Origin of the sequence: Erythrobacter donghaensis (assembly GCF_001557325.1) — a bacterium.
Lineage (GTDB): Bacteria > Pseudomonadota > Alphaproteobacteria > Sphingomonadales > Sphingomonadaceae > Erythrobacter > Erythrobacter donghaensis_B.
The window spans coordinates 29,615-42,284 of sequence record NZ_LSJS01000059.1; the positions used below are offsets into that span (position 1 = coordinate 29,615).

General features: G+C 69.7%; 11 protein-coding genes. 9 read left to right on the top strand and 2 right to left on the bottom strand.

Annotation, left to right across the window (positions count from 1 at the left end; all coding sequences use genetic code 11):
- Window positions 1-25 precede the first annotated feature (25 nt).
- The 8 genes from AX692_RS02600 (at window position 26) to AX692_RS02635 (ending at window position 9,374) form a co-directional block, all read left to right on the top strand.
- Entirely contained in the window at window positions 26-2,425 is a 2,400-nt protein-coding gene (locus tag AX692_RS02600) for a YbcC family protein (RefSeq protein WP_081095087.1), read from the top strand.
- 155 nt (window positions 2,426-2,580) lie between these two features.
- Window positions 2,581-3,498, top strand: a complete 918-nt coding sequence (locus AX692_RS02605) for a hypothetical protein (RefSeq protein ID WP_155646445.1) — start codon at window positions 2,581-2,583, stop codon at window positions 3,496-3,498.
- A 170-nt stretch (window positions 3,499-3,668) separates the two neighbouring features.
- Window positions 3,669-4,637, top strand: coding sequence for a sterol desaturase family protein (locus AX692_RS02610; protein WP_073973932.1), 969 nt, complete (start codon window positions 3,669-3,671; stop codon window positions 4,635-4,637).
- A gap of 107 nt (window positions 4,638-4,744) precedes the next feature.
- Window positions 4,745-5,077 carry a hypothetical protein gene (locus AX692_RS02615; RefSeq protein ID WP_073978108.1) on the top strand — a complete coding sequence of 111 codons (333 nt, stop codon included), beginning with the start codon at window positions 4,745-4,747 and terminating at the stop codon, window positions 5,075-5,077.
- Entirely contained in the window at window positions 5,074-7,197 is a 2,124-nt protein-coding gene (locus AX692_RS18710) for a glycosyltransferase family 2 protein (protein ID WP_196491757.1), read from the top strand. The genes AX692_RS02615 and AX692_RS18710 overlap by 4 nt, the downstream gene beginning before the upstream one ends.
- Entirely contained in the window at window positions 7,194-8,009 is an 816-nt protein-coding gene (locus tag AX692_RS02625) for a DUF547 domain-containing protein (RefSeq protein ID WP_073975901.1), read from the top strand. The genes AX692_RS18710 and AX692_RS02625 overlap by 4 nt, the downstream gene beginning before the upstream one ends.
- A gap of 52 nt (window positions 8,010-8,061) precedes the next feature.
- On the top strand, window positions 8,062-8,649 hold the full coding sequence (locus tag AX692_RS02630) for a TIGR04282 family arsenosugar biosynthesis glycosyltransferase (protein WP_073975900.1): 588 nt from the start codon (window positions 8,062-8,064) through the stop codon (window positions 8,647-8,649).
- On the top strand, window positions 8,646-9,374 hold the full coding sequence (locus AX692_RS02635; protein ID WP_073975899.1) for a glycosyltransferase: 729 nt from the start codon (window positions 8,646-8,648) through the stop codon (window positions 9,372-9,374). Before AX692_RS02630 ends, AX692_RS02635 begins: the two co-directional genes overlap by 4 nt.
- Here AX692_RS02635 and AX692_RS02640 read toward each other — a convergent pair.
- Together AX692_RS02640 and AX692_RS02645 are read right to left on the bottom strand one after the other, a co-directional pair.
- Window positions 9,356-10,414, bottom strand: a complete 1,059-nt coding sequence (locus AX692_RS02640; RefSeq protein ID WP_081095088.1) for an SDR family oxidoreductase — start codon at window positions 10,412-10,414, stop codon at window positions 9,356-9,358. The genes AX692_RS02635 and AX692_RS02640 overlap by 19 nt on opposite strands.
- 10 nt (window positions 10,415-10,424) lie before the next feature.
- Window positions 10,425-11,471, bottom strand: a complete 1,047-nt coding sequence (locus AX692_RS02645) for a methyltransferase domain-containing protein (protein WP_073975897.1) — start codon at window positions 11,469-11,471, stop codon at window positions 10,425-10,427.
- Between the two features lie 129 nt (window positions 11,472-11,600).
- Between AX692_RS02645 and AX692_RS02650 the strand changes: the two genes are divergently transcribed.
- A complete protein-coding gene (locus AX692_RS02650) occupies window positions 11,601-12,563 on the top strand; it encodes a radical SAM protein (protein ID WP_073975896.1) in 963 nt (320 codons plus the stop codon).
- Window positions 12,564-12,670 lie beyond the last annotated feature (107 nt).

A 12,670-nucleotide genomic window follows, 5' to 3' on the forward strand; every position in this document is an offset into this window, starting at 1 on the left:
CGAACCCACCAACGGAGACAACGCCATGCTGATGAACCACGCCGACATCGCCCCGGCCCGTTTCTCCGAGGTGCTCGAAGCCGCCGAAGCGGCGGCCCGCATGATCCCGCCCGCCTTCCCGCTCGATGCGACCGTGGCGGTCAACCCCTTCCTCGGCCAGACCCACGAGGACCTCGCCACCGCCACCGCGCGGCTGGCGCGGGTCGCGGGGGTGCGGGCGACGCGGACCGGTGCGAATTACTGCGAGGCGATCATAAGTGGCGCGATCACCGAGGGTGACCTGGCTGACGCGCTCGCTGCGAGCGCCTCGCCGCTCAAGCCCGCGGATACCGCGATGCTGCGCCATGCCGCTGCGCGGATCGGCGCCGCCCAGCCCCCGCGCGCGCTGCCGACCGTCGCCGACCTTGCGGCACAGGCGACCGGTATCGATTGGCCTGCCCTCATCGACAAGTGCATCGGGTTGTGGGCGGCGGGTCACTTCGACCGAGGGCAAGCGCTGTGGAGCCCCGCTCCGGGCGCCGAGGCCTTCACCGCCTGGCGCGGCTGGGCGATGCATGACCTCACCCCCGAGATCGCTGGCCTCGCCGGCTTCTGCGCCCATGTTGCCTGCGCCCCCGACACGACCGAGCGCGCAATCCTCTCTGCCGCCGAAACCCTCGGCCTGACCGGGCCGAGCGCACCCACCGCTTTCCACCGCCTGGCGATGAGCCTCGGCGGCTGGGCGCAGCATGCGCGCTGGCTGCTGTGGCAGGCCGAGCTCGAAGGCGGCACCGATCGCACGCTAGTCGACCTCCTCGCGATCCGCCTGATCTGGGACGAGGCGCTGCTGGTGCGCACGCCTGCGATCGCCGACCAATGGGCCGCAACCGTCGCCGCCCACGCCGTTCCTCCGGCTCCGTCGGCGCAGGACGTTGCGCTCGCGATCCTGCAGGACGCCGCCGACCGCGGCCACCAGCGCCGCCTTGCCGCGGCGCTGGCCAAAGACCTTGGGGTCGCAGCTCCGGCCTCGGCGGAGCGCCCCTTCCTCCAGGCTGCCTTCTGCATCGACGTGCGCTCGGAGGTGTTCCGCCGCGCGCTGGAAGGAATCGACCCCTCGATTGCCACCCTCGGCTTTGCCGGGTTCTTCGGCCTGCCGCTGGCGCACCATGCCCACGGCTCGGACATCCTCGAAGCGCGGCTGCCGGTGCTGCTCAGCCCGGCCGTCCACACCACCAGCGCTGGCGATCCGGCCCGCGATCAGGCGAGCCGCATCGCCGCCCGCACCGCGCGCGCCTGGGGCCGATTCCGGCAGGCTGCGGTCTCCTCCTTCGCCTTCGTCGAGGCGATGGGGCCGGTCTATGCGGTCAAGCTGGTGAAGTCGGCACTCGGCTTCACGCCCAAGCCAAAGGCTGACCCCGCGCCGCAAGTGATCGGCGGCATGAGCGCCGAGGCCAAGGCCGACACCGGCGCGGCGGTGCTCAAGGCGATGAGCCTCACGAAGGGCCACGGCGAACTGGTGCTGCTGCTCGGCCATGGGGGCAATGTGACCAACAACCCGCACGAGAGCGCCTATCACTGCGGCGCCTGCGGGGGCTACACCGGCGAGGTCTCGGCGCGGCTGCTGGCGATCCTCCTGAACGATCCCGAAACCCGCGCGGGGCTCGCCTCGCGGGGCGTTGCGGTGCCCGAGGACACGCTGTTCGTCGCAGGGCTCCACGACACCACCACCGATGCCATCACCATCTATGACGACAGCCTCCCCGCCTCTCGCTCCGGTGATCTGGCGAAGGTCCGCAGGTGGCTGGCGCAGGCCGCGAAGGTCGCCCGCGCCGAGCGTGCGCTGCGCATCCCCGGAGCGAGCGGCGACAGCATCCCCGCTCGCGCCCGGAACTGGGCCGAGATCCGCCCCGAATGGGGCCTTGCCGGCTGCGCCGCCTTCATCGCCGCGCCGCGCGATGCAACGGCAGGCCGCGACCTCGGCGGGCGTGCTTTCCTGCACTCCTACGACTGGGAGGCGGATGAGGGCTTCTCCACGCTCGAGCTGATCCTCACCGCCCCGGTGGTGGTGGCGAGCTGGATCAGCCTCCAATATTACGGCTCGTCCGTGGCGCCCGAGCTGTTCGGCGGCGGCAACAAGCTGATCCACAATGTCGTCGGCGGGTTCGGGGTGATCGAGGGCAATGGCGGCCGCTTGCGCGCCGGGCTGCCCTGGCAGGGAGTGCATGATGGCGAAAAGCTCCAGCACGAACCGCTGCGCCTCAGCGTCATGATCGAGGCCCCGCGCGAGGAAATGCTCAAGATCCTCGAGAAGCATCCCGATGTGCGCACGCTGTTCGACAATGGCTGGCTGCATCTCTTCGCGCTCGAGGGCGGCAAGGTCGCCGCGCGCTATCTGCCGGGCCTGCGCTGGACCGATACCGCGCCGGCAATCGCTGCGGCGGCCTGAGGCTTCGGGTGAAGCCGCAAGGCCGAAAGAAATTGCGCGGCGCGGGAATTTGCGGGCCCGCCGATCCGTTCAGACAGGCAGGAACGCAACTGCCGTGAATGGATGATCGATCAATGTCCCCCTGCCTTGCCGATCCCGCGCCGGATCTGGATCCGGTGAAAGCTGCAAACACGCTGCGCGCGCGATTGCACGGCGGTGCGCTGCCGATCGGCGCGGCACGGCGCAGCGAGAGGCCCGCGGCGCTCGCTGGCGAGGGCCTGTCTTCGCTGGACGCCCTGCCCTGGTTTGCCCCGTCGGGGGCCGACCCTGCAGCGGCGCTTGCCGGCCGCAACCCGGCGGCTCGGGCGCGGACCGGCATGATGCTCCACGTCGGCCTTGCCGCAGCACTCGCGCTGCTCGGCGGCGGCGCGTGGTATGCAGCGGGCGACACTGCCGCGCCGCCAGCGCCCGCGATGCAGAAGGCACGTGCCTCCCGCGACAACCCGCCTGCATCCCCCTCCCCGGCGGCAACGTCTGCGGCGACCGAGACCGCCGCAGGCCTCGCCGCCGATGCAATCGCGCCCGTCGAGGCGCAGCAGAACAGGATCGCTGCGCCAACCCGGCCCGCAAGCAGTGCGGAAGCGGCACGGATCAGGCCGGTCGCAGCCGCCCAGAGCAACACAGCCGCGCTGCCTGCGGCGACCCCTGCCGCAGGGCCGGCTGCCGCCGCCATTGCCGAGAGCGTCGTCGCCCCGCCCCCGCCGCCCCTGGCTGACAGCCCCGTCACCAACGCGACGCTCCGGCAATATCGCACCGCCATGGACGAAGCCCGCGATGCAATCCGCGCCATCATCCGCCTCGGTGACCGCCAGCGGCCCGGTCGCGAGGCCTCGGCCGCAGAGCAGGCGAGCTACCGCCTGAGGCAGCAGAACGCCGAGGCGGCCAAGACCTACCGCACCTATCTCGATACCCTGGCACGCTCGGTGCGCGGCACGAATTCGGAAACCCTGACCCGCCAGTCGCTCGAGCGGGCGCGTCAGACGCTGGGCTATCTCAACGCGATGCTCGCCGATTCCAAGGCGTCGCTGCGCTGACCGCAGGCGCCGCGCACGCGGGCTCTCCCCTGCAGACCCGGCGGATTCCTCGAAATCGTCCGACGATCATCAAGGGTAACGATTGGCTGCGCGCGGACGAAACCCGGTCTCATGCCGATGAACGCGCTCGCATCTACCCGTGCGGCGCAGGTCATGGAGGGAGCGGGTTCATGGTGGTGAGCAATCCTGCGCCGCGCCGGCACTGGAACGCGCGGCGCCTGACGGGCTTCGTTGCGGGATTCGGCGCCGTGATCGTCCTTGCCGAGCTGCTGCTGCGGCAGATCGGCTGGCTGCAGGCCGAGATCGGGTGGATGCTGCTCGACCGCGATGTGCCTGCGGCCGCGGTGCAACTGGTCGCGGCGCTGGCTGGCGGCTTGCTCACAATGGCCGCGCTGATGGGCCTGTTCGCCGCGGCCGAATGGAAAGTGCTGCGCTTTTCCCGCTTCCTGCCGCGCTATGGCGCAGGCCTGCTCTACACCGCGACCGCGCTGGTGATCGCGATCCTGATCCAGACGGGCGCGTTTATGGCATTGGGGTGGCTGGGATTCGCGCCGCTGCTGCGCGCCGAGGAACTCGGCCCGGCGCTGGTGGTGCTGCCCTTCGCCTACATGATCGGCATCGGGTTCTTCGAATACTGGCTGCACCGCGCGCTGCACGGCGTGCCGCTGCTGTGGCGGCTGCATGCGATCCACCACCAGATCGAAGGGCTCAATGCGGCGCGCAGCTATTCGCACTGGGCGCAGGATGCGCTCTATTTCGCGGTCATCACCGTGCCGATCGCCCTGCTGATCGACCAGCCCCAGCCGCACGTGACGCTGGTGACGAGCTTCTACCTCGTGTCGAACTACTACATGCACAGCGACAGCCCCGGGCTCTCCTTCCCGCCGTGGCTGCGGCAAGTGCTCGCCGACAACGTCTACCACCACCACCACCACGCGCGCGCGGTAGAGCACTGGGGCCGCAATTACTGTTCGTTCTTCAGCTTCTACGACCGCCTGTTCGGCACGCAGCACATGCCCGGGGACGAGACCTTCCCGGCGACCGGGATCGAGGGATACCGCCCGCTGTCGGGCTGGCGCGACTATCTGCTGCGCCCCTTCATGCGCGACCCGCGGGCAGGGGCCGAACCGACCCGGTGATCCTGCGAAAGCACTGCGGCCTCGCCAAGCTGTAACGAAGGGCGATCCAAGCGCGAACCGCCTTCAGGAACCGGAGATCCGGTGGCTTGATCGAAAGGAATAGGGCTATGAAGCGCATGATTGTTTCTGTGGTACTTGCGGCAACTGCAGCGGTGGCGACGCCGGCACTGGCGTCGGGTTCGGGCTCGGGCGGTGGCGGCGCTGCCGTCGGCGGGTTCAACCGCTTCGATTCCGTCCTCGACGAGCAGCAGCGGCTCGAACAGCGCGGCCGTTCGCAGGTCAAGAAGCGCATCACCTGCACGGCTTGCGAATACAAGGACGGCATCACCCGCCAGAACGCCGGCGCGGTCGCGCAGGCGGTGCGCAGCGGCAGCTTCGAGTTGACCAAGAAGGACCGTGAGGCCGTGCTCTTCTTCCTGAAGCAGCGATATGGGGTGTGACGGTTAGCGCCCGGCTTGCCCTCGCCGCGCCGGGATCGCCCGGGGAGCACCGCGGGCGCGCCTCCGACCTGCGGGCGATGGCGGCGGCCGCTGCGTGTCTCGGCACGGTCGGCACGTTGGTCTTGCTCTCGCGGCAGGTGGCACCGCCGATCATCGGCTATGCGGGCGCGCTCGCGGTCGGTGGCGCGCTGGTCAGCCTCCTGCTCTGGCGGCCGGTCGCTCTGACGGCGCGCACGGTGCTGCTGGTGGCGGCCGCCGCCCACATGCTCGCCCTGTTCGGGCACACCGTGTTCGAGGACGATTACTACCGCTTCCTGTGGGACGGCTGGCGGGTGCTGGAAGCAGCCACGCCTTATGGCGTGCCGCCCGCGCAGTTCATCGACGATCCCGCCATCCCGCCCGAATGGCAGGCGGTGCTCGAATGGATCAATTACCCCGAACTGCCGACGATCTACGGACCCGCGCTGCAAGCCGTGTTCGCCGCGATCGCCGCCCTCGCCGGGACCGATCCGCTGGGGCTGCGCCTCGCCTTTGCCGCAGCCACGCTGGGCCTGACCGCGCTGGTGCTGCGCCGCCACGATCCGGGCCGCGCGGCGCTGTTCGCCTGGAACCCGCTGGTGGTTGCGGAGAGCACGCTCCACCTCCACCCCGACATCCTGATGGCGCTGGCGCTGTTCGCGGGGCTGGTCGCTGGGCGGCGGCGCCCGATTGCGGCGGGCGCGTTCCTCGGGCTTGCGGCAGGGATCAAGATCGTCGCGCTTGCCGCCTGGCCGCTGCTGCTGCGCCTGAGGCCGCGTGCGCTGGCGACCGCGGTGGCTGTGCTCGGCGCGCTCTATCTGCCTTTCGCTCTGCAGGGGCAGGGTATCGGCTTCGAGACCACCGCCACCTTCGCGACCGACTGGTACTTCAACCCGCTCGCCTTCGAGCCACTGCTGTGGCTTCTGGGGCCGGGGATCGGCCGACTGACGGCGCTGCTGCTGGCAGGGCTGCTGGTGTTGCGCCTCCACGCCGGCGTGCGCGATGCGGACAGCGTGCCGCTGGCGGCGATCTTCGCGGCCATCCTGCTGTTCGCCCCGGCGGTCAATGCCTGGTATCTGCTGTGGCTTCTGCCCTTCGCGCTCGATCGGCGCGAGATCTGGCCCTACTCGGCGAGCGCGGCCCTGCCGCTGTCCTACCTGACCGGGCTCAACCTTGAGCTCTACGAACTCGACAGCTTTGCCGTGCACCCGCTGGCGCAGCTCATCGAGTGGGGGGTGATCGCGGGCGCGCTCGGCTTCGATCTGTGGCGGCACCGCCAGCAAGGCAAGCGTGCCGCCGCCGCGCCGACGCCGCTCGCGGCGCCGCAGGTCGCCGTGGTGATCCCGGCCTATAACGAGGAAGCCTCGGTCGGCGCGACGGTGCGCGGCATCCGCGCCGCCGCGCCGCCGGGGCTCGCCGCGATCATCGTCGCCGACAACGCATCGAGCGATGCGACCGCAGCCGTGGCCGCCGCCGCGGGCGCGCGCGTGGTGCCCGCGCCCGAGCGCGGCTATGGCGCCGCCTGCCTCGCCGCGCTCGCAGCGCTCGATCCGGCCGCAGACGTCGTGCTGTTCATGGACGCTGACCTTTCGGACGTGCCCGAGGATGCCGCCGCGCTGCTTGCCCCGATCATCGCAGGGAGCGCCGATCTGGTGATCGGATCGCGCACCACCGGGGTGATCGAGCCGGGCGCGATGACGGCGCCGCAGCGCTTCGGCAACTGGCTCGCCCCGGCGCTGGTGCGGGTGATCTGGGGGGTGCGCTACACCGACCTCGGGCCGTTCCGCGCGATCCGCCGCGATGCGCTCGACCGGCTCGCGATGGCCGACCGCGATTTCGGCTGGACGATCGAGATGCAGGTGCGCGCCGCAAGGCTCGGCCTGCGCATTGCCGAGCGCCCGGTGCGCTATCGCAAGCGCGTCGGGCAGTCGAAGATCTCGGGCACGGTGCGCGGCGTGATTTTGGCGGGCTGGAAGATCCTCTACGTCATCGCCCGCGAAGCCTTCGGCGACTTCGACCGCAGCAGTGCCCCGCGCGCGCGCACCGCGCCGCCGCGATCCCCCGCAATCCTTGCCGCCGCCACCTCCGGGAGCCCATCATGATCCTGCCCACCCCCACCCTCTCGCGCCGCCGCCTGCTGGCTGCGGTTCCCGCCACTGCGCTGCTTGCCGCCTGCGGAGGCGGCGGGCTGGAGGGCGAGAGCTTCAAGGCCGACGCCGCATCGGCCAAGGTGATCGATCACGGCGCCTGGAACAGCCTGCTCGGCGAATACGTCTCCGAGGGCCCGGACGGCGTGAACCTCGTCGCCTATGACCGCCTCAAGGCCGAGGCCGCGGACAAACTCGCCGCCTACCTTGCCGCGATGCAGGCGGTCACGATCGAGGGGTTCGGCCCCGACGAACAATTCGCCTACTGGGTCAATTTGTACAACGCCGCGACCGTGGCGGTGATCATCGCCAACCTGCCGCTCAAGTCGATCCGCGACATCGGGGTGCTCGGCGCCGGACCGTGGCGCGACAAGGCGGTGACGGTGGCGGGACGCGACCTGACGCTCGACAATATCGAACACGATATCCTGCGGGCAACGTGGAAGGACGTGCGGATCCACTACGCGGTCAATTGCGCCTCGTACGGCTGCCCCAACCTCGCGCGCGAGGCCTATACCGGCGCGCGGCTCGAGCCGATGCTGGAGGCGGCGGCGCGCGCCTATGTCAACCATCCGCGCGGGTTCGGCGGGGAGCCGGGCCGGGTGGTCGCCTCGAGCATCTATGACTGGTATGGCGGTGATTGGGGCTCGGTCGCAGCGGTGCTCGACCACGCCCGCAAATATGCCGAGGGGCCGAGCGCCAGGCTGCTCGAGGGTGCCGAAAGCATCGCGGCCTATGACTATGACTGGAGCCTCAACGCCGCCTGAGGATGCGATTGCCCGGTTGCGCGGTGGGCGCGCGCTTGCCAAGAGGCTGGGCATGTCGATCCGTCCCGAACTCGTGCTGTTTGCCCGCTATCCGGTCCCCGGACAGTGCAAGACCCGGCTGATCCCGGCGCTCGGGCCGGAGGGCGCGGCAGCGCTCCACCGCCGCCTGACCGAGCGCACCGTGGGCGTGCTGCGGCAGGCGGGCTGCCCGGTGACGATCGCCTATACCGGCGCGCAGGAAGCGGCGTTCCGCGACTGGCTCGGCAATGATCTGTCCTATGAGCAGCAGGCCGAGGGCGATCTCACCGCCCGCCTGCTGCCCTTCGCCGCGCGGGCGCCGGTGGTGTTCTTCGGGGCCGACACGCCCGATCTCGCCCCGGCCCATGTCGCGGCCGCGGTGGCAGCGCTCGCCAGCCATCCGGTCGCGATTGGCCCGGCGGAGGATGGCGGCTATTATCTCATCGCGATGCGCGAGCCCCTGCCCGACCTGCTCACCGACATGCCGTGGAGCACCGCTGAAGTGCTGCCCGAAACCTTGCGGCGGCTTGAGGCCATGGCGATTGCCCCGGCGCTGCTCGCCATGCTGGCCGATTGCGACCGTCCCGAGGACCTTGCCCGCTGGCCGGACCTTGCGGCGTGACCCGGGTCACGATCCTGATCCCGACCTACAATGAAGAGGCGGCGCTACCTGCCACCATCGCCGCGCTGGCGGCGCTCGATCCGCCCGCCGACGAGCTCCTGCTGGTCGATGGTGGCAGCACCGATGCCACGCTCGCGCTGGCCCGGGCGGCGGGGCTCACGTGCCTCGTCGCGCCGCGCAAGGGCAGGGGAGCGCAGATCAACCATGGCGTGGCGCATGCCCAGGGCGATATCGTCTGCGTGCTGCACGCCGACAGCCTGTTGCCGCGTGACGCCGTGACGGTGATCCGTGCCGCAATGGCCGATCCCCGCACCGCGCTCGCCAGCTTCATGCCGCGCATCGCCGGCCCGGGCGGCACGCGCTGGGGGTCGACCTTCCACAACTGGATCAAGACCTGGTACGCCCCGCTGATCTTCCGCCCGCTGCTCTTCGCACGCGGGGTGCGGCTGCTGTTCGGCGACCATGCGATGTTCTTCCGCCGCCGCGATTTCCTCGCGCTGGGCGGCTGTGACGAGCGGGTGGTGGTGCTCGAGGAGGCCGAGCTGTGCATCAAGTTCGCCCGGCTCGGGCGGACGCGGATGGTGCGGCGCTGGGTGTGGACCTCGGACCGCCGGATCGCCGCCTGGGGGCGGTGGCGGGCGAACTGGATCTATCTCAAGGTCGGCGCGATGTGGGCGATGGGCGCGCGCGAGGAGCTGGCCGAGCACTACCCCGATGTGCGCTGAACCGGCTTCGCAGACAGGCCCTTGCGGAGAAAACCGGCCTCCGCACAGAAGGTGATCTGGCGCAGCAGGGCGGGATCATCCCATACCGGCGCAGCGATCCCGGTGAGGTCGGCCAGCGCATCGGTGGCGAAGTCGGGATACCGCTGGAAATAGCCCCAATAGGGCCGCGCCAGCCGCTCGGCGACGCTTGCGCCGGTGTGTTGGTGCTGCTGCGGCGTGAGGATGCGCGGGCAGCGCAATCCGGGGACACCGCCGATCAAGCCGAGAAAGCGCGTGGCCGCAACGGCCTCGCGTGCGGCGAGGTGAACGATCCGGCCATCGTGTACCCGCAGCGCGAGCAGCGCGACGATCCCGCGCACCACGTGGTCGATCGGCACGAAGTTCAGTGTGGCCTCCGCTGATGCGGGAACGGCAGCAATCTTTCCCTCGGCGATGAACTTGAACGCGCGGTAGATCGTATCGAAGCTGCGGATGCGCCCGCTGGCCTGCTCGCCGACAATGATCGAGGGACGCGCGATCACCGCGGCAGGCCGCAGCCGGTGCAGCTCGGCCTCGCCCAGCGCCTTGGAGCGCTCGTAAAGATTGCCGAACGGCCCGGCGGGATCGCACGGAGCCTCGGGAATGGGGCCATCCCTCAAGCCGCAGACATAGGCGGTGCTGACATGAATGAAGCGCGCATCGGGGCAGAGCGCTGCGACATGGCGGATGCCGGCCACATTGACTGCCTCCAGCGCCTCCCACTCCGCATCAAACCGGACCAGCGCGGCACAGTGGATGATCGCGGAGACGTGGCGCTCCAGCCACGCGCCCGCCGCGCTGTCCAGTCCGAGCCTCGCCTGGGCAATATCGCCGTGAAGCACGACGAGGCCGCGTGGCGGAGATGCGGGATCGCATTCGGTTGCGGCCAGCGCCTTTCCTGCATTGTCGCGGATGGTTGCCTCGCGGTGCACCAGCCCGATCACCGGGTGGCCCGCCCCGGTCAGCGCCGCGACCAGCGCTCCACCAAGCAATCCTGCCGCCCCGGTGACAAGAACCGCCACCTGCTTGCCGTCAGCAACACGTTGCTGCTTGCGCGTCCTGCGTCACGTCGAAGGGCATCCCCCCACCGCACCCGGCAAACACGCCGAAATGGCGGCTGAAATCACCGATGAAGTCAAAATGCGTGGCAAAGCGCGTCTCGGCCAGCATCTTCCAGCTGTTGCCGCACACCGGGAATACCCGCCCGGCCTCGATCACGTGCCCCTTGTCGAGCGTGAAGACGCGCTCTTCCCCCAGCACTCCGCCGCGGTAGATCACCGCCTGACCGTAATCCTCGCATTCGGGCTCCAGCCCCTCGAGCTTGAACAGGCGGTAGGTGGCGGAGAAGAAGCGGATGCCGGCGAGTTTCTCGGCAATCTCGGGATCGCCGATGCCGAGCGGGCGATCTTTCACCAGCCGCGGATCGGCAAAGCCCGCCGCCTTGGCCTGCGCCAGAAAATCGCCCCAGTAGAGCGCGCCCGACAGGCACTCGCCATGCAGCACCGGATCATCGAGCAGCGGCGCGGGCACACGGCGGTCGGCATAGACATCGGAGAAATAGAGCTCCCCGCCCGGCTTCAGCAGCGCGTGCGCGGCAGCGAACACGGCCTGCTTGTCGGCAACGAGGTTGATCACGCAATTGGAGACGATCACGTCGAAGCTGCCCGGCTCAAGCCCGAGCTCGCCCAACCGCTCGATATCGCCTTCGAGGAAGGTGACATTGCCCGCTGCATAGCCGAAGCGCTCACGGTGCCATTCCTGGTGCGCGCGCGCCAGCTCGAGCTGTTGCGGCGTGGCATCGACGCCGACCACCGAACCATCGGGCCCGACCAGCTGCGCCAGCACATAGGCATCCTGTCCCGAGCCCGAGCCCAGATCGAGTATCCGCGCGCCCTCGATCGCCGCCGGGGCGACGAGGCCGCAGCCGTAATAGCGCGCCTTGACCTCGGGATGGACGTTGGCAAGCGCAGCCAGCACGTGGCGCGGGGGCATGTCGGCCATGGTGCAGGCGTCGGTCAAAAGATCGCCCGAGCCTTGCAGGACCTCGCCATAATAGTGCCGACTGTTATCGAGGTTCATGCTGTGGCCCCTGTTTGATTTTCCCTTGCGCCTTGCGCATTATTCGGAATGCAGCGCCATGCCGTTACAGCAAAACGCGATCATGCGTGTCTTATGTAATCTTTTGACGAGGTGAAACGAATTCCCGCCATGGCCACCGTCGTTTCTCCCTTCGCCCTGACAGCCTCCCGGCCGCTCGCACCCGGCAAGTTCGAAAACCCCCGGCAGACGGCCAAGGGCGAGCCGCGGGCGCAGGTGGCGCTGACCGGGCTGGACACGCTGTGGTTCAACACCGGCACGCTGTGCAATCTGGCCTGCACCACCTGCTACATCGAAAGCTCGCCGCGCAACGATGCGCTGGTCTATCTGACGCTGGCCGAGGTCGAGACCTTCCTCGACGAGATCGCGCGCGAAGGCCTGCCGACCCGCGAGATCGCCTTCACCGGGGGCGAGCCGTTCATGAACCCCGACATGCTGCCGATCCTGCAGCTGTGCCTCGCCCGCGGCTTCGCGGTGCTGGTGCTGTCCAACGCGATGCAGCCGATGCGCCGCTCCGAGGCGGCCCTGCTGGCGCTCGAAGGGCGCGAGCGGCTGACGATCCGGGTCAGCCTCGATCACTATACCCGCGAGGTGCACGAGGCCGAGCGAGGCGTGAGCTGGGACAAGGCGATGGCGGGGCTCGAATGGCTCGCCGCGCACGGGTTCCGGATCGCGGTGGCGGGGCGGCAGCTGGAGCATGAAGGCGAAGGCGAGGCCCGCACCGGCTACCGTGAGCTGTTCGCGCGCCATGCCCTGCCGATCGATGCCGACGATCCTGCCCAGCTGGTGCTGTTCCCGGCGATGGACCCCGATGCCGACATCGCCGAGATCAGCGAGGCGTGCTGGGGCATTCTCGGCAAGGATCCTGCACAGATGATGTGCGCTTCGAGCCGCATGGTGGTGAAGCGCAAGCATGAACCCGCGCCGCGCGTGGTTGCCTGCACGCTGCTGCCCTACGATCCGGGCTTCGACCTCGGCGCGAGCCTCGTCGAGGCGAGCGGTGCGGTGGCGCTCAACCATCCCCACTGCGCGCGCTTCTGCGTGCTGGGCGGTGCATCCTGCACGGCATCGTGAACTGAGCGGGCTGGCCGGGCGCTGCCTTGCGCAGGTTAGCCGCCTATCCGTCAGCGCCGCAGCATGCGTGCCCCGCGCGGGTCAGCCCTTCGGTGGACGCCCCCCAC